The 20,830-nt window shown below is 66.1% G+C and carries 22 protein-coding genes; 10 read left to right on the plus strand and 12 right to left on the minus strand.

Features of this window, described 5'->3' with window-relative positions:
* Positions 1-11: 11 nt before the first annotated feature.
* The 4 genes from QTH90_RS14125 to QTH90_RS14140 all read right to left on the minus strand — a co-directional run bounded on the left by QTH90_RS14125 (position 12) and on the right by QTH90_RS14140 (position 3,333).
* A complete protein-coding gene (locus QTH90_RS14125; protein WP_286665174.1) occupies positions 12-1,004 on the minus strand; it encodes an ABC transporter substrate-binding protein in 993 nt (330 codons plus the stop codon).
* A 111-nt stretch (positions 1,005-1,115) separates the two neighbouring features.
* Entirely contained in the window at positions 1,116-1,727 is a 612-nt protein-coding gene (locus tag QTH90_RS14130; protein WP_286665175.1) for a DUF4337 domain-containing protein, read from the minus strand.
* A gap of 116 nt (positions 1,728-1,843) precedes the next feature.
* Entirely contained in the window at positions 1,844-2,932 is a 1,089-nt protein-coding gene (locus QTH90_RS14135) for an adenylate/guanylate cyclase domain-containing protein (protein WP_286665176.1), read from the minus strand.
* Positions 2,933-2,991: 59 nt separating this feature from the next.
* On the minus strand, positions 2,992-3,333 hold the full coding sequence (locus QTH90_RS14140) for an antibiotic biosynthesis monooxygenase (RefSeq protein ID WP_286665177.1): 342 nt from the start codon (positions 3,331-3,333) through the stop codon (positions 2,992-2,994).
* Between the two features lie 90 nt (positions 3,334-3,423).
* Here QTH90_RS14140 and soxR point away from each other — a divergent pair, with 90 nt between their 5' ends.
* Both soxR and QTH90_RS14150 read left to right on the plus strand, forming a co-directional pair.
* A complete protein-coding gene (soxR, locus tag QTH90_RS14145) occupies positions 3,424-3,897 on the plus strand; it encodes a redox-sensitive transcriptional activator SoxR (RefSeq protein WP_286665178.1) in 474 nt (157 codons plus the stop codon).
* A 185-nt stretch (positions 3,898-4,082) separates the two neighbouring features.
* Positions 4,083-4,394 carry a hypothetical protein gene (locus QTH90_RS14150; RefSeq protein ID WP_286665179.1) on the plus strand — a complete coding sequence of 104 codons (312 nt, stop codon included), beginning with the start codon at positions 4,083-4,085 and terminating at the stop codon, positions 4,392-4,394.
* A gap of 18 nt (positions 4,395-4,412) precedes the next feature.
* Here the strand turns inward: QTH90_RS14150 and QTH90_RS14155 are convergent, their stop codons facing one another.
* Positions 4,413-5,516 (minus strand): substrate-binding domain-containing protein, encoded by a 1,104-nt coding sequence (locus QTH90_RS14155; RefSeq protein ID WP_286665180.1) that lies wholly within the window; start codon positions 5,514-5,516, stop codon positions 4,413-4,415.
* A 136-nt stretch (positions 5,517-5,652) separates the two neighbouring features.
* On the opposite strand from QTH90_RS14155, the gene QTH90_RS14160 reads away from it, so the two are divergent.
* The 5 genes from QTH90_RS14160 to QTH90_RS14180 are packed head-to-tail and all read left to right on the plus strand — an operon-like array spanning position 5,653 to position 11,689.
* On the plus strand, positions 5,653-6,135 hold the full coding sequence (locus QTH90_RS14160) for a formate dehydrogenase subunit gamma (protein ID WP_286665181.1): 483 nt from the start codon (positions 5,653-5,655) through the stop codon (positions 6,133-6,135).
* On the plus strand, positions 6,132-7,712 hold the full coding sequence (locus QTH90_RS14165) for a formate dehydrogenase beta subunit (protein ID WP_286665182.1): 1,581 nt from the start codon (positions 6,132-6,134) through the stop codon (positions 7,710-7,712). Before QTH90_RS14160 ends, QTH90_RS14165 begins: the two co-directional genes overlap by 4 nt.
* Positions 7,713-7,722: 10 nt before the next feature.
* A complete protein-coding gene (fdhF, locus tag QTH90_RS14170) occupies positions 7,723-10,587 on the plus strand; it encodes a formate dehydrogenase subunit alpha (protein ID WP_286665183.1) in 2,865 nt (954 codons plus the stop codon).
* Positions 10,584-11,411, plus strand: a complete 828-nt coding sequence (gene fdhD, locus QTH90_RS14175) for a formate dehydrogenase accessory sulfurtransferase FdhD (RefSeq protein WP_286665184.1) — start codon at positions 10,584-10,586, stop codon at positions 11,409-11,411. The genes fdhF and fdhD overlap by 4 nt, the downstream gene beginning before the upstream one ends.
* Positions 11,412-11,425: 14 nt before the next feature.
* On the plus strand, positions 11,426-11,689 hold the full coding sequence (locus tag QTH90_RS14180; RefSeq protein WP_286665185.1) for a formate dehydrogenase subunit delta: 264 nt from the start codon (positions 11,426-11,428) through the stop codon (positions 11,687-11,689).
* A 36-nt stretch (positions 11,690-11,725) separates the two neighbouring features.
* Here the strand turns inward: QTH90_RS14180 and QTH90_RS14185 are convergent, their stop codons facing one another.
* On the minus strand, positions 11,726-11,956 hold the full coding sequence (locus QTH90_RS14185) for a hypothetical protein (RefSeq protein WP_286665186.1): 231 nt from the start codon (positions 11,954-11,956) through the stop codon (positions 11,726-11,728).
* Between the two features lie 269 nt (positions 11,957-12,225).
* On the opposite strand from QTH90_RS14185, the gene QTH90_RS14190 reads away from it, so the two are divergent.
* The gene (locus QTH90_RS14190; protein WP_286665187.1) at positions 12,226-12,702 is read left to right on the plus strand and encodes a C40 family peptidase; all 477 of its coding nucleotides are present in this window, start codon (positions 12,226-12,228) and stop codon (positions 12,700-12,702) included.
* A gap of 46 nt (positions 12,703-12,748) precedes the next feature.
* On the plus strand, positions 12,749-13,054 hold the full coding sequence (locus QTH90_RS14195; protein ID WP_286665188.1) for a hypothetical protein: 306 nt from the start codon (positions 12,749-12,751) through the stop codon (positions 13,052-13,054).
* A 64-nt stretch (positions 13,055-13,118) separates the two neighbouring features.
* Here the strand turns inward: QTH90_RS14195 and QTH90_RS14200 are convergent, their stop codons facing one another.
* The 6 genes from QTH90_RS14200 to QTH90_RS14225 form a co-directional block, all read right to left on the minus strand.
* Positions 13,119-13,367, minus strand: a complete 249-nt coding sequence (locus QTH90_RS14200) for a hypothetical protein (protein WP_286665189.1) — start codon at positions 13,365-13,367, stop codon at positions 13,119-13,121.
* Positions 13,357-14,517 carry a tetratricopeptide repeat protein gene (locus QTH90_RS14205; protein WP_286665190.1) on the minus strand — a complete coding sequence of 387 codons (1,161 nt, stop codon included), beginning with the start codon at positions 14,515-14,517 and terminating at the stop codon, positions 13,357-13,359. Before QTH90_RS14205 ends, QTH90_RS14200 begins: the two co-directional genes overlap by 11 nt.
* Positions 14,517-14,672: a hypothetical protein gene (locus QTH90_RS14210; RefSeq protein ID WP_286665191.1), complete on the minus strand. Its 156-nt coding sequence runs from the start codon at positions 14,670-14,672 to the stop codon at positions 14,517-14,519. Before QTH90_RS14210 ends, QTH90_RS14205 begins: the two co-directional genes overlap by 1 nt.
* Positions 14,673-14,711: 39 nt before the next feature.
* A complete protein-coding gene (locus QTH90_RS14215) occupies positions 14,712-16,019 on the minus strand; it encodes a DUF4331 family protein (protein WP_286665192.1) in 1,308 nt (435 codons plus the stop codon).
* A gap of 13 nt (positions 16,020-16,032) precedes the next feature.
* The gene (locus QTH90_RS14220) at positions 16,033-17,823 is read right to left on the minus strand and encodes a di-heme-cytochrome C peroxidase (protein WP_286665193.1); all 1,791 of its coding nucleotides are present in this window, start codon (positions 17,821-17,823) and stop codon (positions 16,033-16,035) included.
* 130 nt (positions 17,824-17,953) lie between these two features.
* Positions 17,954-18,928 (minus strand): tripartite tricarboxylate transporter substrate-binding protein, encoded by a 975-nt coding sequence (locus QTH90_RS14225; protein ID WP_286665194.1) that lies wholly within the window; start codon positions 18,926-18,928, stop codon positions 17,954-17,956.
* 24 nt (positions 18,929-18,952) lie between these two features.
* On the opposite strand from QTH90_RS14225, the gene QTH90_RS14230 reads away from it, so the two are divergent.
* Positions 18,953-20,830: an ATP-binding protein gene (locus QTH90_RS14230; RefSeq protein WP_286665195.1), complete on the plus strand. Its 1,878-nt coding sequence runs from the start codon at positions 18,953-18,955 to the stop codon at positions 20,828-20,830.

Genomic DNA, 20,830 nt, shown 5'->3' on the forward strand with positions numbered 1-20,830 from the left:
GTGGCTGGCGCTCAGCGGATGACTTCGCTGGCGCCCGCGAGCATTCCGCGAGGGATCTTCAGCCCAAAGTCCTCCGCTGCCTTGAGGTTCACGACCATCTCGAACTTTGTGGCGCGTTCAACAGGTAGGTTGCTGGGCTTCGCACCTCTCAGAATCCTGTCGACGTATCGAGCGGACTTGCGCGCCAGGTCGTTGTAGTCGATGCCGTACGCGACTAGCAAACCGGCATCTGCGTAGCGGCGGCCATCACCGATCGCGGGCAAACGATGCTGGACGACAAGTGCGCCCACGCGTTTCACATGGACATAGAAGGTCGATGTGCTGTCAATCACAAGCGCATCCATCCGTCGACGGGTCATGTCTGAAAAAGCAGCTTCAAGATCGTCGATGGAGTCGACGACAAAGAAGTGAGGTTCGACGCCAAACGTCTGTGCCGCCGCAGAAAGAGTATCCCGATAGGCTTCGATGTGTCTTGTGAACGGGGATGGCCGGAGGGTCAGAAAGGCGACATGGCGAGGGCTGCCGAGGATTTCCACAATGATTTGCAGCCGCTTGATGAGGAGGTCAAGCCCGAAATTTGCGTTGCCTGTGATGTTTCCGCCTGGGTGGCTCAAACTTGCGATGAGGTTGTCGCGTACTGGCTCGCCCGCGGTCAACATGACGATCGGGATCGTGGAAGTGGCCGATTTCGCAGCCTGCACGCCCGAGGTACCCGCAGCGACGTAGAGCACATCGATGTTGAGGCCGACGAGTTCAACCGCAGCGGATTCGATGCTGCGCCCGTTCTTTCCGGCAAAACCTGGAACGACTGTCAGATTACGGCCTTCCACGTAGCCGAGCGCGGCCATTTCCATGATGAAGGCTACCCAGATTGGATCCCGGGGGTTGTCGTCGAACGAGAGCACGCCAACGCGAAAGTTCTTGTTGGCTTGCGTGAAAGCAATGCTCGGAAGTGCCAGAAGCACGCCTGTCGCGACAATCAGGTTTCTGCGTTGATATGTCATCGCGAACCTCCTCGCCAACGTCAAGTATTCGGAGCACTTTGTTGGCCCCAATCTACTCTGCTTTGACTACAAGGCAAGGCCCTGAATCGTTGACACGGGCTCGCGCCGCGGTCAGATGTGCATCGCCGCCAGAGCGCCAATGACCAAGCCGACCCCGGCAACTGCAAGCATGCCCCATTCCAGCCACTTTCTCCTTGTCAGCAACGCCATGGCAGCCAAGGCGATGGAGACTTGCAGTGCCGTAGTCGCTTGCGCCCAGCGATGATGCTGGTGCATCTGCGCCTCCGATCGTTGGTCCCAGTCCGTTGCGTCCGCCTCGAGCTTCTGAGCGACGAGCAGGATCTCGCCTTTTTCTTGCTCGTACCGCGAAACCTTCTTCTGCCACTCTTGCCTGCGCTCCTCGGGCGACGTGTCTCGGGCAAATTCGGCCAGCGCCTGCTTCGTGCTTTTCGATTGAAAGTAGTTCCACTGGTTGGAGGCCTCGGTCTTCTTCATGCCGGCGTTGTTCTTGTAGAGCCCCGCGTTGGCTTGAGTCAGCCCTCCCATGTACGCAAAGATTGCTCCCACCGTGGCGATGACGGCGGTACATACGGCGATCTGGCTGGTCATGCTCCTGCGACCATGCTCGCTGGAAGCGGGGCCTGAATCAGCCTCGCCGTGCGCACCTGCGTGCTCGAGTTCGTGGTCGTGCGGGCCGTGCACGTGAAAACCGCCTGCTGACATGGAAATCCTTGCTGTGGTGGGAAGGCAAGTATGGCGAAGCCCGCGGGCTTCAGCGCATTCCGGAGACACGCAGGCGATTGGGTTGTCGCTTTAATGCAAACCACATCGCACGGCATTCAACCGCTCTTCAAGGCGCTCCTGTCCAGATGTTCGACGCAGAACGCATGGATGGGCTCGATTCGTCCGCGCAGCGCCAGCGCACCAAGGTCGTGGGTACGGATTTCGGGCGACGGACCCAGCGAGGCGAGCGCTTCCGCCGATGCGATGAACAAGCACCCGACTTCGCGGGTCGCCTGCTCGAGGCGACCGGTCGTGTTCATGACGTCGCCGTGGAAGACGATCGCACGGCGCACCTGGCCAACCTCGCCGGTGATGACCTCGCCCAGATGCAGGGCTGCGCGCAGTTCCGGTGGCACGCCAAAGCGTTGGACAAACCGGTTCGCGTCCGCGGCAAGCGCCGCGCGCATCGCGAAGAAGCAGCGCAGCGCCCGCGCGTCGGGAACGCCGTCCGCCTCGACCCAGGTGATGACGATCTCGTCACCGACGTATTGGTAGATTTCACCGCGGCACAGCTCGATCGGTTCGGCGACTGCCGAAAAAACCGCGGCGAGGAAGCGATGCGCCTCCAGGGCCCCGAGCCGCTCGGCAATTGCGGTCGAGCCCACCACGTCGGCGAAGAGGAAGAAGCGTCGCTCGGCATAGGGCCGGCGATACTTTCCAAGCAGAAGAGCCACAAAGGTGCGGTAGCCGACGAGGCCCGCGGCCTGAAACATCATCACCACGACAGCCACGGGTACGAGCGAGAGGAAAACCGCAATCAGCCAGGTGCGTGCGTCATAGACGCTGACGACGCCGAACAGGCGCTCCCCCGGCTGGCCGGCGAGGACCGCCCCTGCAATCGCGCCGTAGACAAGCGTCTTCAGCACAAACACCGCAGCGAACGGCATCGCGTCGAGCCATCGCATCGAGGCGCGAGTCAGCAGGAAGATCTCAATGCCGGCGATACATGAAGCCGTGAGCACGGCGTCGATGACACCAATCGGTATGGAGATCAGCATGGAACCGAGCAGCGAGCGAGCGCCCGGTCCTGCAATCGCGCCGGCGTAGAGCGCACCGACGCCCGCACCGATGACCGCGGCCATGCGAATGATGCGCATGAAGCGCCGCAGTCGTTCGCGCGTGACGGCGGATAGCGTGGCGATCATCTGCCCAAGTCTAGGGCCCGCGCGCCTTGTGAAGGTCTGGAAATGGCCGACCGCCGAACTCAGGAGGCGACGACGTAGAAACCCTGGTCCGAGCGCACGCCCGCGTTCTTCGTGAACGCCACGGGGTCGAAGCCCTCGTCCGCGAACTTCTTCTTCACGACCACGGTGGCAGAGGCCACGGCCTCCTCGTTCGCCCACTCTACCAACGTCAGCACGTTGAACTCGCCAGTGCCGCCGGTCTGGTCGAGAACGTGTGTGCGCAGGCAGCCCGGCAAGGTGCGCAGGATGTCCTGGACGCGCTGCATTTGGGCAATGAACGCCGGGCGCACATCGGTGGGCACGACGAACTTGTCGATGCGGAAAACGGGAGTGGACGAGAGAGCGGCGGAATCGTTCGACATGGATGGTTCCTTGGGTCAATGCACACAGGGTCTGCGCGCGGCCTGAATTGTCAAACCTCAAGTAAAGTTGAGGTCAAGAGGTTTTTTCCGATGAATGACGCACTGCAGAAAGCCGGCATTTCCCCCACGCTCACCGTCGGCGAGGTCGCGCGACGCAGTGGCGTCACGGTATCTGCGCTGCACTTCTACGAAACCCAGGGCTTGATTCACAGCACCCGCACGGCGGGCAATCAGCGGCGCTACGCGCGCACCATGCTGCGGCGTGTGGCCTTCGTGCGGGTGGCGCAACGAGTCGGCATCTCGCTGGCCGAAATCGGCAACGCATTGGCCGCGCTGCCGTCGGACGCTTCGCCGAGCCGGGAGGATTGGTCCCGGCTCTCGATGTCGTGGCGCGCCGAACTGGACGAGCGCATTGCGCAGTTGAAGAAGTTGCGCGACACGCTGGACGACTGCATCGGCTGCGGCTGCCTGTCAATCGACCGGTGCAAGCTGCGCAACCCTCTGGACCGTCTGGGAGCGGAGGGCCAGGGGCCGCAACGGTTGCTGGTCAGGCGCGTCGACTAGTAACGGGTCTCGGCGACCCGATTGCATGCTGTCCTGTCGACGCGGAGATTGCCATGGAGCCTGAAGGTAGTCATCAGGTGGCGAGCCGGGAGGGCCGGTCGTGGGAAGCAGTGCAATCTGAAGCTGTTGACTTGGGCAGGGCTCCGTACTAACTTTCCCGTCCCATCACATCCAAGGAGCATCCCATGGTGTCTATTGCTCGCATTGCATCGGTTGCCTTCATCTTGGGAAGCACGCTTGCTGCCTCGAATTCATTTGCACAGGCCAGCCGAGAAGCTGGGGCTGCTGCTGAGGCCAAGCGCCAGGGCCAGCTCAACACCAAGGGCGAGGAGCAGTATCAGAAAAACGCGCTGGCGCGCTGCCAGCGCCAGCCGGAGGGGACTGCACGCGAGGCGTGCGAAAAGCGCGTCCTGGGCACCGGCGACACCACGACGCGCGGCAGCGTCGAAGGCGGTGGCAAGCTGCGGAGCAACACGATGCAGGTGCCCGCGAAGTAGACGGTTCGCAGGCAGCGCCTAGGTTCGCCGCGCACGACCCCGCGGCTTCGCAAGGATCGGAAACGACGCCTGCAGGTCTGTCACCATCCCCGTCTGCTCGTTCGCCTGATAGCCGGCCAGCCGATTCACCGTCGCCTTGAAGTCGTCGCCCCGGATGATGGTCAGCATCTCGCGTACGGCAGGCGCATCGAGCGCCTTTTCCTCGCACAACAGGAAATAGCGCTCCGTCTGTATCGGCACGAAGTCGAGCTTGAAGTGCCGCGCCGGCGTCTCCACGCCGAAGCCGACATCGGCCATGCCGCTGGCCACGTATGCCGCCACCGCCGCATGCGTGAGTTCGCACTGCTCGTAGCCATGCACCTTCGCGGGGTCCACGCCATCCTTGCGCAGCAGGAGGTCGAGCAGGAAGCGCGTGCCCGAACCCGACTGGCGGTTGATGAAGCGGATGTCGGGCCGCGCCAGATCCCGGATGCCATAGACCTTCTTGGGATCACCGTTCGCCACCATGAGCCCGAGGCGCCGCGTCGCGACGCCGATCAGCTTTTGCGTGGCGGGCTTGAGCCACGGCGCGTAGTGCGCCACCGACTCGGCTTCGAACTCGCCGACCGGCACATGAAAGCCGGCGACCTCGCAGCCCCCCATGTCCAGCGACGCCACGGCCTCGGTGCTGCCGCAGTAGCGCAACTCGGTCTCGATGCCGGCACGCCCCAGTGCATCGTGCAGGGCTTCGATCGCGAAGCCGTGGCTCGCGTGCATGCGCAGCAGCGGCGCCACGGTCATCATCACGCGGTCGATCTCGACCTGCAACTCCGACGCAAGCGAGTCCAGCGTTGGTGAAAGCCGCGCGGCGATGCGCCGGTCGGCCCACACCAGCTTCTCCGCCAGCGGGCTCAGCGCGGAACCCTTGCCGCGCTCCATGTGCAGCAGCGGCGCGCCGAGCAGGGCTTCGCCCTGACGGATCAACTGCCAGGCATGCCGGTACGACACCTGCATCGCCTGGCAGGCCTTGAGCAGGCTCCCGTGCTCGGCCACGCTGACCAGCAGCGCCACGGTGCGCTCCGCAAGAGGTGCGCCGCCGGGCCCGCTGATCGTCCACTGGGGCTTGATGCTGACTTGGTGCACGGGTTATTCCTTATGCCTTGTAACGCCTATGGGATTGGCCGATTCCATCATATTGCGGGATAGGAGGAGCCTGCCTACATTGGCCGGGTACAGAGTCACCCTTATGCCGGCAAGAGCTTATATGGAGACGAGAAGAATGAGCCCCACCCCCGAAGATGTAACCCAGGCCGCGCTGGCACGGCACGCTGACGAGCCCGGCGCCTTGTTGCCCATCCTCCATGACGTGCAGGAAGCGCTCGGCCATATCCCGTCCGAGGTCGTTCCGCAGATTGCGGACGGGCTCAATCTCTCTCGCGCCGAGGTGCATGGCGTCGTCACCTACTACCACCACTTCCGCAGCGAGCCGCCGGGCCGCACCGTCGTGCAGGTGTGCCGCGCCGAGGCTTGCCAGGCGATGGGCGCCGACGCACTGATGGCCCATGCAGAGCACACGCTGGGCTGCAAGACGCACGGCGGACACGGCAACACCAGCGCCGATGGCCGCTTCACCCTGAACCCGGTCTTTTGCTTGGGGCTCTGTGCCTCGTCGCCCGCGGTGGTCGTGAACGACAAGCTGCTTGCGCGCATGACGCCGGCGCGCTTCGACCGCGTGATCAAGCAGTTGGCGGAGCCGGCATGAGCACGGTGGCTGGCATCACCGTCTACGTGCCGCGCGACTCCGCCGCAGTGGCGGTCGGCGCCGACGAGGTCGCGTCGACCCTGCAGGCGGAATGCGCGCGCCGCGGCGTCGCCTTGAACCTCGTGCGCAACGGTTCGCGCGGCCTGTTCTGGCTGGAGCCGCTGGTCGAGGTCGCGACGGCCGAAGGGCGCATCGCCTATGGCCCGGTCACGCCGGAAGACATTCCTGCGCTGCTGGACGCCGGCATGCTCGCCGGCAGCGAACACGCGCTGTGCCACGGGCCGACCGCGCAGATTCCGTATCTGGCGAAGCAGCAGCGCCTGACCTTCGCGCGCATGGGCGTCACCGACCCGCTGTCGATCGCCGACTACGAAGCGCACGAAGGCTATGCCGGCCTGCGCGCGGCGCTGGGCATGGCGTCGGACGCCATCGTCCAGCAGGTGCTCGGCGCCGGCCTGCGTGGCCGGGGCGGCGCGGCCTTTCCCACGGGCATCAAGTGGGCGACGGTGGCCTCCGCGCAGGCAGAGCAGAAGTACGTCGTGTGCAATGCCGACGAAGGCGACTCGGGCACCTTCTCCGACCGCATGACGATGGAGGGCGACCCGTACATGCTGATCGAGGGCATGACCATCGCGGGCCTCGCCGTGGGCGCCACGCGCGGGTACGTGTACATCCGCTCCGAGTACCCGGATGCGATCGCCACGATGAACGAGGCCGTCCGGCGCGCGACCGAGGCAGGCTACCTGGGCGCAGACATCCTCGGCTCCGGCCGTGCGTTCCACCTCGTCATCCGCAAGGCCGCCGGCGCCTACGTGTGCGGCGAAGAGACGGCGATGCTGGAGAGCCTCGAAGGCAAGCGCGGCATCGTGCGCGCCAAGCCGCCGCTGCCGGCCATCGAGGGCCTGTTCGGCCAGCCGACCGTCATCAACAACGTCATCAGTTTCGCCAGCGTGCCGGTGATCCTCTCGCGCGGCGCCAACCTGTATCGCGAGCATGGCGTGGGCCGCTCGCGCGGCACGCTGCCCATGCAGCTGGCCGGCAACATCAAGCACGGCGGCCTGGTCGAGATCGCTTTCGGCGTGACGTTGCGCGAGCTGATGTTCGACTTCGGCGGCGGCAGTGCTTCGGGCCGGCCGATCAAGACTGTGCAGGTCGGCGGCCCGCTGGGTGCCTATGTGCCCGAGTCGCAGTGGGACATTCCGATGGACTACGAAGCCTACGCAGCCGTCGGCGCGGTCCTCGGCCATGGCGGCATCGTCGTGCATGACGACAGCGCCGACATGTCGAAGCTCGCACGCTACGCGATGGAGTTCTGCGCCATCGAATCCTGCGGCAAGTGCACGCCCTGCCGGATCGGCTCGACGCGCGGCGTGGAAGTCATCGACAGGATCGTTGCGCCGCCCTCGACGAAGCACAACAAGCCCCAGCAGGTGCAGCTGCTGCGCGACCTGTGCGACACGATGGTTCACGGCAGCCTCTGCGCCATGGGCAGCATGACGCCGCTCCCGGTGCTCTCGGCACTGAACCACTACCCGCAGGATTTCGGCATCGCCGCACCGGACCGCGAAGCGGCCTAGGAGAACACCCATGCTCGACCACCTCAAAGAGACCGACTACGGCACCCCACGGCGCGAATCCGAAGCGGAAGTGACGCTGGAGATCGACGGCAACGAAGTCACCGTGCCCAAGGGCACCTCGCTGATGCGCGCCGCCGTGGACGCCGGCATCAAGGTGCCCAAGCTCTGCGCGACCGACAGCCTGGAGCCCTTCGGCTCCTGCCGCCTGTGCCTGGTCGAGATCGACGGCCGGAAGGGCTACCCGGCCTCGTGCACCACGCCCGCCGAAGCCGGCATGAAGGTACGCACCCAGTCGCCCAAGCTGCAGGAACTGCGCAAGGGCGTGATGGAGCTCTACATCTCGGACCACCCGCTCGACTGCCTGACCTGCAGCGCGAACGGCAATTGCGAGTTGCAGGACATGGCCGGCGTGACCGGCCTGCGCAACGTGCGCTACGGCTTCGACGGGGCCAATCACCTCGACGCCGCCAAGGACGAGTCGAACCCGTACTTCACCTACGACGCCTCGAAGTGCATCGTGTGCAACCGCTGCGTCAGGGCCTGCGAGGAAACGCAAGGCACCTTCGCGCTGACGATCTCCGGGCGCGGTTTCGAATCGCGCGTGTCGCCGGGCATGGACGAGCCTTTCATGGAGTCGGAGTGCGTGAGCTGCGGCGCCTGCGTCGAGGCCTGCCCGACCGCCACCTTGCAGGAGAAGTCGGTCATCTGGCTCGGCCAGCCCGAGCACAGCGCGATCACGACCTGTGCCTACTGCGGCGTCGGCTGCGGCTTCAAGGCCGAGATGAAAGGCAACGAGGTCGTGCGCATGGTGCCGTGGAAGGACGGCCAGGCCAACGAAGGCCATAGCTGCGTGAAAGGCCGCTTCGCCTGGGGCTATGCGACGCACAAGGACCGCATCACCACCCCGATGATCCGCAAGAAGATCACCGACCCGTGGCAGGCGGTGAGCTGGGAAGAGGCGATCGGCTATGCCGCGTCCGAGTTCAAGCGCATCCAGGCCGAGCACGGGCGCGATTCGATCGGCGGCATCGTCTCGTCGCGCTGCACGAACGAAGAAGGCTACCTGGTGCAGAAGCTGGTGCGCGCGGCCTTCGGCAACAACAACGTCGACACCTGCGCCCGCGTGTGCCACTCGCCGACCGGCTACGGCCTGAAGCAGACGCTGGGCGAATCGGCCGGCACGCAGACCTTCAAGTCGGTCGAGAAGGCCGACGTGATCCTGGTCATGGGTGCGAACCCGACGGACGGCCACCCGGTGTTTGCGTCGCGCATGAAGAAGCGCCTGCGCCAGGGCGCGAAGCTGATCGTGATCGACCCGCGGCGCATCGACATCGTCAAGTCGCCGCACATCCGCGCGGCCCATCACCTGCAGTTGCGCCCCGGCACGAACGTGGCGGTCGTCACGGCCCTGGCGCATGTGATCGTCACCGAGTCGCTGACCGCGAAGGACTTCATCGCCCAGCGCTGCGACGACAAGTCCTTCAGCGACTGGTGCGACTTCGTGTCCCGTCCCGAGAACTCGCCGGAGGCTACCGAGTCCGTGACCGGCGTGTCCGCGAGCGAGCTTCGCGCCGCCGCGCGCCTCTATGCGACGGGCGGCAACGCCGCCATCTACTACGGCCTCGGCGTGACCGAGCACAGCCAGGGCTCCACCACCGTGATGGGCATCGCCAACCTCGCGATGGCCACCGGCAACGTCGGACGCGAAGGCGTGGGCGTCAACCCGCTGCGCGGCCAGAACAACGTGCAGGGTTCGTGCGACATCGGCTCCTTCCCGCACGAGCTGCCCGGCTATCGGCACGTGTCGGACAGCACCGTGCGCAGCGAGTTCGAAGCCGCGTGGGGCGTGTCGCTGCAAAGCGAGCCGGGCCTGCGCATTCCGAACATGTTCGACGCAGCACTCGACGGCAGCTTCAAGGGCCTGTACTGCGAAGGCGAGGACATCGTGCAGTCGGACCCCGACACGCAGCACGTCGCGCATGCACTCGAAGCGATGGAGTGCATCGTGGTGCAGGACCTGTTCCTGAACGAGACCGCCAAGTACGCCCACGTCTTCCTGCCGGGCTCGTCCTTCCTGGAGAAGGACGGCACCTTCACGAACGCAGAGCGTCGCATCTCGCGCGTGCGCAAGGTGATGCCGCCGAAGGCGAAGTACGCCGACTGGGAAGTGACGATGCTGCTGTCGAACGCGCTCGGCTACCCGATGAACTACAGGCACCCCGAGGAAATCATGGCGGAGATCGCCGCGCTGACGCCGACCTTCTCGGGTGTCAGCTACGAGTTGCTCGAACGTCTCGGCAGCGTGCAGTGGCCGTGCAACGCCGCCGCGCCGGAAGGAACGCCGACGATGCACATCGACAAGTTCGTGCGCGGCAAGGGCAAGTTCATCATCACGAAGTACGTCGCCACCGACGAGAAGGTCACGCGCAAGTTCCCGCTGCTGCTCACCACCGGCCGCATCCTGTCGCAGTACAACGTCGGCGCGCAGACGCGGCGCACCGAGAACAACCAGTGGCACAGCGAGGACCGGCTGGAGATCCATCCGCACGATGCGGAGGACCGCGGCATCAACGATGGCGACTGGGTCGGCATCCAGAGCCGCGCCGGGGACACGGTGCTGCGCGCGGTCATCAGCGAGCGGATGCAGCCGGGCGTGGTCTACACGACCTTCCACTTCCCGGAGTCCGGCGCGAACGTCATCACGACCGACAGCTCCGACTGGGCCACCAACTGCCCCGAGTACAAGGTGACGGCCGTGCAGGTCATGCCGGTGACGCAGCCCTCCGAATGGCAGCGCGAGCAAAGCCGCTTCGACAAGGTGCAGGCCGAGTTGCTCGAACGGCGCTTCGCGAACGAGACGGTGGCCGCCAAATGAAGCGGGACGACTTCGCTGCGATGTCGCCCGAGGGCGCGCGCCTGGCGCCGGTGGTGCGCTGGCGCGACGGCCAGCGCAGCGAGTTGGACGACTGGCTCACCGAGGAAGTACCGGTCGCGCTCGAATTCAACGGCATCTCGCATGCGGTCATGCTGGCCACACCGGCGGACCTCGGAGACTTCGCGCTCGGCTTCGGACTGAGCGAAGGCATCTTCGCGACCGCTGCGGACCTGTACGGCTGCGAAGTGAGCCATTCGCCGCAGGGCATCACCGTGCACATGGAAGTGTCGGCCCGAAGCTTCGCCGGCCTGAAGGACCGGCGCCGCACGCTCGCTGGCCGCACCGGCTGCGGCGTTTGCGGCACCGAGAGTCTGGACCAGGTGCTGCGTCCGATACCGGCCGTGACCTCATCCGCTGCGGTGCGCGCCAGCGCGGTCGCACGCGCGATGCGGGAGATGCAGGCACGCCAGGCGCTGTGCGGAGCCACCGGTGCGGTGCACGCGGCCGCCTGGTGTTCGGCGGATGGGGCGGTTCACATCGTGCGCGAGGACGTGGGTCGCCACAACGCGCTCGACAAGCTGGTGGGCGCGATGGCCACGGCCTCGGTCGACGGCGGCGCCGGCTTCATCGCCGTGACCAGCCGGGCCAGCGTCGAGATGGTGCAGAAGGCGGCCGCGGCCGGTGCGCCGATGCTGGCTGCTGTCTCGGCGCCGACCCTGCTGGCCGTCCACTCGGCGCAGGCGGCAGGCATGAGCCTGATCGGCCTCGCGCGGCACGGCAACCTGGTGGTGTATTCGCACGCTGATCGCGTCGTGCTCGACTGAAGAGATCATCGAAGATGAAGATCGACAACCTCATCCGCATGGCCAATCGCATCGGCGCCTTCTTCGAGGCGATGCCCGACCGCCCGCAGGCCATTGCCGACATCGCGCTGCACATCCAGCGCTTCTGGGAACCCCGCATGCGCCGGCAGTTGCTTGCCCATGTCGAAGAACATCAAGGCGAAGGCATCGAGCCACTGGTGCTCGACGCACTGAAGCAACTGCCCGGAACCGCAACCGGGAGCGAACCGCATCCAGCCAGCGCAGGCGTCAGCGGCTGAGCCCGCATTCGGGCCGCGCGACGACGGTCGTGGCGGTCATCCCTGCCTTCTGCGCTGGCGTATCGCGCTCCGCTCCCGGGCCAGCTCCGCTGCGGAGGGGCGAGTCAAGCGGCGCCACAGTGCGCCCACGATGGCCAGGACCACCAGGCTCACAACAAGGTAGACCACGAACTCCAGCAGCCATGGAAACAGCTCTTCGCCATAGCCATGGCCGCCGCCTCGTCGGCGCGCATGGACCGATGGGGTCATCAGGATCAACAAGGCCATGGAGCTCAGAGGTCTGAGCGCTCGGAGGGACAGCATTTTTTGTGGAGTTCTTCGTTCCGTGGGCGAGGGGCCCGGGAGATTGTTGATGCACTCGTGGTTAGTGCACACGCGCTCACGTTGCAGCTGGAGCCCGGGAGTTGTGCGACAACCACGAAAAGACCGGATGGACGATCGCCCGCTCGCGCACGAAAATGCGAGCCATCCATGGAAACCAACCTGGCCGACGTCACTGTGCGCATGCACGACATGCCAACCTGTGATTCGCGGCAATGCTGATTCTTCGTCGATCGATCATCGCGTGCGCCTGGCTCGTGCTTGCCGCCTGCAGCAGCACGCCGTCACCGACGGGCCGCAGCGCCAGGCCGTCGCTGATTTCGGCGGAGCAATCCCGCGATGTGGCGATCCATGCCATGGGACTGGTGGGCACGCCGTACCGCTATGGGGGCAACACCGTCAATGGCGGGTTCGACTGCAGCGGGCTCATCGCCTTTGTCTACCGTGAAAGCGCAGGACTGGCCACGCCGCGCACAGTGGCCCAGCTCGCCGGCTTCGGTGATCCGGTGTCGCGCGAGGAACGGCGCACCGGCGACCTGGTGATCTTCGGCGGCGGCAGGCCGACGCACGCCGGCATCTATGTGGGCGAAGACCGCTTCGTTCACGCGCCTTCCACCGGCGGAGAAGTCCGGCTCGATCGCATCGACGGGCCCTACTGGTCACGCCAGAAGATGGACGTCAGGCGTCCTTGATGGGGGCAATAATGCGGGTCGGCTGGTGCTGTCCAAGGAGTCTTCCATGACCGTTCGCCGTCGTTCCACAGTCGCCCTTGCCCTCTGCGCCATCGCAAGTGGCTGCGCCAACTACCAGCCCCCGGCGGTGTTCGCCGGCTTCTCGTCGCCACAGGTGTCGCGCAACAGTTGCGTCGATGCCGTCGCCCGCGAGTTCAAGGTGCCGAGGGAAAGCGTGAAGCCGACCAGCGACGCGAGCACCATGAGGGACGGCATCTATGTCGTCACGCTCAGCCTGGGCGCCGGACAGCCGGCGATCAACTGCACCGTGAACGAGAACGGGGTCGTCTCCGACGTGATTCGCGCTCGCTGAGCAACGGACCGTGACCGCGATCGATGTGCCGGGTATCGGATGCGTTGCCGAGCAGTGCTGAGCCTCAGTGCCAGGCGCCCCGCCAATGCGGGTCGATCGCGATCCATCCCGCGGCATCGACGTCGCCGTGAGCCCATCCCACGATCCTGAGCTCGAACGCAGCGCCTTCCGCGATGCGGTCCACCGGAGCCGTCGCGGCGGCGGGTGCCGGCCCGCCCTTCGATGCAGCGGTGGCGAGGGCAACGAAGGGAGCGAGCGCGCTTCCGGCGACAGCGCCGCTGCCGAGCATGAAGGTCCTGCGGTCAATGGGCATGGTCGGACTCCGGACGAAGCGGTGTGGCGGCCAGCGGCGACTGCCTGAAGGCGGGCGCCGACTCCCAGCGCCGACGGGCCGCGGCTAGGATGCTCGCGGCTTCCAGCGCCTCGCCGGCCTCGAGCGCCGCGGCATGGGCCTTCTCGAAGGCCCGCAGTGTCGGACGATTCGCGAGGTCGATGCCGGTCAACTCGAAAGCGCGGCGCGCGTCGTTGCCGCTGCCCGCATAGAACTCCGCCGCGTGGTCTGCGAAGGCGAGCGGATGCTTTGCCAGCAAGCGCTCGAAGCCGCTGCGCGCCGCCTCCGACAGCGTGTGCGCCTCGCCGGGCCGGCCCTGTGCGATCGCCACATCTGAAAGACGCCAGCTGACCTCGGGGTCGCCGCTCGCGAGGGCCGGGGCCAACAGCGCCCGGGCCTGCGCGCTGCGGCCTTCGGCCGAGCGAATTTCGGCCAGGTGCACGCGCGCCTTGACGTACCCGGGAAGGCAGTCGATGGCCTTGGCGTACCACCGGGCCGCGCGTTCGTACTTAGGCTCCGCCACGCGTTCGCCCCATACCGTGCCGAGAAGAAAGCAGACCCAGGCCACGGCGAATGGCGAGACATCGCGGTACGCGCCCAGGGCGCGGCAATAGGCACGCTCCGCCTCGTCGAAATCACCCAGGTCGGCCAGCAATGAACCCAGCGGCACCCAGTCTTCGAGCCGGCCCGACTGCCTGACGAGGCGCAGCCTCCGTCCCAGAAGATCCTCCAGCGACTCGCCGCAGGCCTGGTCGATGCTCATCTCCAGCCGTTCCGCGGCGAGCGCGGGGCAGCCTCGATCCCTGGCCCGCGAAAGGCATGCCCTCGCGTCGGCGAAGCGATGGGTCGAGGCCGCGACCTGCCCATCGACGAGCGCCGAGCGCGCGGAGTCGGGGTCCATCCGCAGCAGGTGCCCTGCCAGTTGCTCCAGCCGGCCATAGGCATCGAGGTCGCCCAGGAACTGCGCATGGAGCTGCTCCTGTTCGATGACGCACTCGGCGATGCCCGGCCGCAGCGGCGCCTGCCAGAAGCGGTTCCATGACTGCGCGAGCGTGCTGCGCAGGTTGATGGCGGCGATGACGCCGTCGGTGGCCTGCACGCAGCCGGTTGCGAGATCGGGCCCGGTGATCATCAGGGGACACCGAATCGGGGCTTCAGGCTGTCGAGTCCGGCCTTCAGCAAGGTCGAGCTGATGGTCTTCACGATGATGTCGGGCTGGCCGCCCGGCATGTACTGCACACGCCATTCGACCGAACTGCCGCTGCCCTTGGGCTTGACGTCCAGCATGCCGGTGTAGTCGGTGGCCGGAATGCCGGCGATCGACGTTTAGCGGTAGCTGCGTTGCGCATCGTCCATGGCGTCGAGCCGTTCGATGATCTGCTTGCCGTCGACGGTCTCGATCGTGCGCAGCTGGCCGACCCCGTTGCCGGTCAGCCGGATGCTCGCGATCAGCGGATGCCACTGCCCGCCGAAGCCACCGATCAAGGCCCAGACCTGATCGGGCGGCGCGGCCAGATCCACGGAGAAGGCCACGTTCTGGAGTTCGGCGTTGGGAGAGGCCAGGTACGGAAAGGTCGATGTGCCGGGCTTGGTCGCCTGGGTCGAGCCGCCCTGCAGGAACTCCCGGTCGTGGTTCACCATCCACGTGAGCAGGATGTCGATGACGTTGGCATTCACGGTCCGGCCGCCGCCGGTCTGGTGCGGGCGGCCCGCGAGGGTGCTTTTCTCGATCTCCAGGTTGCTGGTGTCCGACGTGGGCCGTGCCACGTCGATGACCATGAAGTCGTCGAGGAACATGGTGGCGTTGGCCGCCAGCGCTGCCGGTGCCCAGTCGGCCTTGCCGTCGCGCAGGTCCCAGTTCTTCAGGCTGTCGACCATGCGCTTGCGGAACAGCGGCATGAGTTCCTCGGAAATCGCGAAGGGCGTCTGCTGGTTCCAGAGGTCGCGCACATCGTCGGAGCCCTCTATCCCGTTGTTGTTCAGCCGCATGTTGGTCTGTTCGGGGCGGCCGACCCAGTCGATGCGCGGCGGCTCGTGTCCGATGAAGCCGCCCGGCTTCGGAATGGGGATCGTCTCGGCGATGACGCCGAACAGCGAACCCTTCGCCGGATCGAGCACGCGGCGCGTATCGAGCTCGACGAGAAAGCTCAGCACGTTGTCGTGCTGCAGCAGGTTGGGAAACTTCTTCAGGTCCTTCACGATCCAGGCCAGGTAGAAGGGATCGGAGCGCAGGCCAGCGAACACGCGGTAGGTGCCGTCGGCCGATGCCGACCCCTTTTCATCGTCGACGACGAAGCGGATCGTCTGTCCGCCGGGGACCGTGCAGATGCCGCGCTGCACGGGCCGCTGGCCTGCGGCGGCGCGCTCCAGCACATCGAAGCGGAACGAGAAGCGAAGCTCCGGATCGCCCGGCTTGAAACGGGTCTGCTCGCCCGTGCCCGCGATCGTCAGCCGGCGCGCGACGATGGCGTGGTCGATCGCATTCGAGAACATCGCCTGCGTGCCGGCGGAGGGGAACACGTTGGCCGCAAGCACGGTGCGGTTCGGATCCGACGGGCTGGTGAAGGCGAAGAGATCGGTCAGGTCGGCCGAGGGGTCGCCGATCTGCCGTGGGCCGTCGACGTGGTCGGACATGGTTCGGGGCCGTTCACTTCCGCGACCACGGGCTCGTGCCCGTGACCGCATTCGGCGGTCCGCCGAAGGGCGTCGCGCGGCCCGGCTCCTCGGGGATCGACTTCAGGTACTCCACCAGTTCCCAGCGCTGCGAATCCGTCAGCAGTGGGCCGATGATGCCGTTGCCGAGCGGTCCGTTCTCGAACGAGTGGCCTGCGTTCGAGTTCCCGCGCAGCGACGTGTCGAGCAGGAAGCTGCCGCTCTTGCCGCTGGTGTCCAGCCCGACCTTGACCGGGTCGAACTCGCGCCCGACATAGAACTGCCTGGTGCGCTCCTTCGCCGGGAGCAGCATCTCGTACAGGTTGGGCACCGATCCGTTGTGCAGGAAGGGCGGCGTGGCCCAGACGCCGTCGCGCGGAGCCGCCTTGTATGCATCTTCCGTCTGGCGGGGCGGCGGCAGTTCGCGGTAGCCGTGCAGGTTGATGGTCTGCTGTTCGTCGAGCTTGATCTGCGACAGCGCCCTGTCCAGTACCAGCTTCTGTGTGATCAGGTACAGCGCGCCCGTCGGAATGATCTGCTTGTCCTTGAAGGGCTCGGGAAGGTAGGGCGCGAGGTGTCCCGTGATGGCGTAGGGCCGCAGGTTGTCGAACTGACCCGGGTCCGTGCCCACGTACTTCTGCGGGACCACGCCGACCTCCAGGAAGCGCTTGCCGTACTTGTTCGGCGCGGTCCATGTGTAGGGCCACGCGTTGTGGCAACTCGCGCAATGGGTCGCGAACAGCGCCTTGCCGGCCGCCGCCTTCTGGCGGTCGATCCGGCCGAAGATCTCCTCCGGCCACTTGGGCGGGGCCAGTCGCGTCAACTGGTTCTCGACCTGTTGCAGGTTGAGCAGCGCCGCATTCGAATCGAAGAGTCCTTCCTGCGGCGTCCTGGAATGCAGGTTCATCGGCAGGTAGACGCCCATGGATTCGACGAGATTGCGATTGATCGGATCCTGCTGCGATGCGCGCCACTGCGTCCACGAACCATGGGGTGCGTTCCACAGGAAGGGCGGCTTGGTCGGCGCGAGCGGCGTCGACGTGTTCTGCGGGATGTTGGTTTCGATGGCCAGCAACCGGTTGACGATGGCGGAGATGGCGTCGATCCGGGACGGCCCCCAGGCGGTGGGCGTCGCGAGCGTGCGCGTGCGGTAGTCGTGGATCGGAACGGCTTCGCGCTCGAAGCGCTTGCCCAGTTCGGTCCTGGCCCCGGCGCTCATCGCGCCGAGCCTCGTCGCAAGGCGGTCGAACTTCTGCTTGTCCGCCAGCGTGGCCTGCATCGCGTCGTCCAGCGCATTCACGTAGCCCATCATGTCGAAGGTGTTGGCCGCGCCGCCGTCGATGCGGATGCGCTTGCCCTGGTAGTTCAGCTGCGCGTTGTGGCAAGCGGCGCAAGTCAGGCCCACCTGCACTTCGTCCACGCCGCTGCCTCTCTTGACGATCGTCTTGCTCAGTCCGATCGGCAGCGCATCGGGATTGTTCTGCGGATCGGCGGCCTGGGTGACCAGGCCGAAGCGGTCGCTGTTGGCATCGGAGCGGAAGAGCTCCTGGCTCCCGGCCACCTCGAGGTTGAGGAACAGGTCGTAGGACATCACGGCCGAACCTTGCGAGAACTGGTAGTACCAGGCCCGCTCGGCGGGCGTCCAGCCCTGGTCGAGAAAGACCACGGGTGAGGGACTGGCCGCGGGTTGCGCCCCGGCGCCTGGCAGCGCCAGCCCCAGGGCGAGGGCGCATGCGGGGGCAAGTGGAGCAGAGGCCTTGATGCCAGGAAGTCGCTTGCGATGCATGGAGACTCTCCAGAAAACGGCCGCGCGCGTGGCCCGGTCGGCATTCTGGAACCCGCGATCTGGGCGGCCTATCCCGGCGGCTACTTAGGCCACGTACGTGGACGCGGGACGAGGGCGAGGCAACGGAGATCTAGTCGGCGTGAAAGCCCGATGCCTTGACGATCGGCGCCCAGCGGGCGATGTCGGCGGCCATGATGGCGGAAAGCTCTTCCGGCGTGGTGCCGGTCGTATCCACTCCGAGGTCGATGAGCTTCTGTCGCGTTTCCGGCGAACGAATGGCCGCCAACAGGGCGGCCGACCATTCATCGATGACGGAGCGGGGCGTTCTGGCTGGCGCGAAGAAGCCGACCCAGCCGCTTGCCTGCACTGTCGGATAGCCCTGCTCGACGAAAGTCGGTACCTCCGGCAATTGGGACTCGCGCTTCGCGCCCGTTGTCGCCAAAATCCTGACTCGACCCGCGCGGTGCATGTCGATCAGATCCGCGATCGCAGAAATGCCGGCGGGAACGGTGCCGCCGATGAGGTCCACCGACATGGGGCCGAATCCCTTGTAGGCCACCTGGGTCATGTCGATGTCGATCGCCTTGGCGATGAGCACGCCCACGAAGTGAGGAAGGCTTCCTGCCGCAGGCGAACCATAGAACGCTTGCGACGGATGGGATTTCAGCCAGACGACGAATTCGGAAAACGATTGCGCAGGGTGGTTCGACGCAACCGCAAACGCAAAGCGGTAAGTGCCGATTTGCGAGATGGGGGAAAAGTCATGCATCGGGTCGTAATGCACGTCCTTGTAAGTCATGGGCGACAGCACCGGCACCGCAATGGGAAGCATCGCCACGGTGGTTCCGTCCGGTGTCGCGTTCTTGAGAGCCAGTGCGCCGACGCGCCCGCCGCCGCCCGGTCTTTCCTCCACGAACACAGGCCGCTTGAGGGGCTCGCGCAATCGTTCGGCCAGGTGCAGCGCCACGCCCCTTGCCGAGCCGCCCTCGAAGGCCAGCAGGATCCTGGCGGGGGGACCGTCCGCGGCCTGGGCCCACACACGCTGGCCCACTGTGCTCGAGACGATGGCCGCTAGCAGCCAAGGCAATGTTCGGATCAGACGCATAGAGGCCCTTCTCCTGAAGACACCGTGCACGAGGACACACCGCATTATCCGTTCCGACGGACCACGACGGAGCCGATCGCTTCGGCATCGGCGCGCGCTTCGCTGCAGGAAACTATGGGCTTCGAGCGCTTGTTGTCGGACCTGTCGGCCGCGTTCATCGCCGTGCCCATTCAGGAGATCGACCAGGCGATCGAACTGGGCCTTGCGCGAATCGTGGCGGCGCTGGGCATCGATCGTTCGACCCTGAACCGCGTCTTTCCGCTGACCGGCCGGGCGGAGGTCACCCACTCCTTCGCCGTGGAGGGGGTGGAGCCGGTGCCGAAGCGACTGGGCCCTGCGCGGGATTCGAATCCGTGGGCCCTCGCGAAGGCGACCGCCAACGAGCCGATCGTTTTTTCCTGCCTGGATGACCTTCCGCCGGAGGCGAGTATCGACAAGGAGAACTGGCGCAGCATCGGACTGAAATCCCACGTCATGATGCCCATCGTCGTCGCGGGGCAACTGCATGGGAGCCTCAACTTCGGCTGTGTCCGCAGCGAGCGCACCTGGCCGGCCGATCTCGTCGCTCGCATGCGCCTGCTGGCGGAGATTTTCGGAAGCGCCCTGGCACGCAAGCGCGCACAGGAGGAGCTTGATCTGGCGGTCGGCGTCGAGCGGCTCGCGAGCAGCATCCTCGCGTCACTCGTGCTGTCGCGGCACGGCGAAAAGAATCGGGCGATTGCGCTCGGCCTTCGGCAGATCGGCGAGTTCGTGGGCGCCGAGCGGGTGGCGCTCTGGCACACCCGCACCGGCATTCCATTCGGTGTGACCCAGGAGTGGCACGCGGACGGCTTTGCAGGGCCGGCTGCGGAGGGCAAGACGGTCGAACTGCCGTGGATCTACGCGTTGCTCGGCAGCGGCAGCGTCGTACGCATCTCTCACCTGGCGGACCTTCCGCCAGAGGCCCGGGCCGATGCGGACACACTGCGCCGGATCGGCGTGCGCTCGCTGCTCGCCGTGCCCATCGCAGTGGAAGGCAGCAGCGCTGGCGCGCTCACCCTGGCGAGCATCGAGCGGGAGCACGAATGGCCCGACGTCCTCACGCCGGGCGTGAGCCTGCTGGCCGAAGTGTTTGCCAATCTGCATGCCCGCGAGGCCGCGGAGCGTCGCAAGCTGGCGGCCGAGGTCGAGGCCGCGCATTGGCGGGAGCGGCTGGCCCACCTCGTGCGCGTTCACACGGCCGGCGAAATGTCCGCGGCGCTGGCGCACGAGATCACCCAGCCGCTCGGCGCGATCGAGAACTACGCGCTGGCCGCACGTCGGCGTGCCGCCGAGGCGGTGCCCGACATGGGTCATCTGCTCGACCTGATCGACAAGGTCATCGGACAGGCCACGCGGGCGGGCGATGTGGTGACACGCATGCGCGGCATGGTCCAGCGGCATGAACTGGAGCCCAAGCTGATCGACCTCGAACGGGCGGTGAACGAGTGCGTGGGCATGGTGAAGATGGACTGCGAGCTGCGCGAAATGCACATCGGACTGGCATCCGAGGATTCGCCAGTGGCGGTGGTGGTCGACGAGATCCATTTGCAGCAGGTCATCCTGAACCTGCTGCGAAATGCCATGGAGGCCATCGAGGGCGCCCCGCCCGGTGGCGCGCGGGAGATCATCGTCGCCCTCCGCCTGAACGGGCGCGAAGAGGTTCTGGTGGAAGTCGCCGACCGCGGCGCCGGCATCGCCGAAGGCGACCTCGAACGGATCTTCGAATCGTTCTATTCGACCAAGTCCAATGGCCTGGGCGTCGGTCTCGCGATCTGCCGCAAGCTGATCGAGGCGCACGGAGGCAAGCTCTGGGCCTCGCATCGCGACGGAGGTGGCGCCATATTCAGTTTCACACTCCCCATGGCTACTTCGGTAGACTGA

This window comes from Variovorax flavidus (genome assembly GCF_030317145.1).
GTDB lineage: Bacteria > Pseudomonadota > Gammaproteobacteria > Burkholderiales > Burkholderiaceae_C > Variovorax > Variovorax flavidus.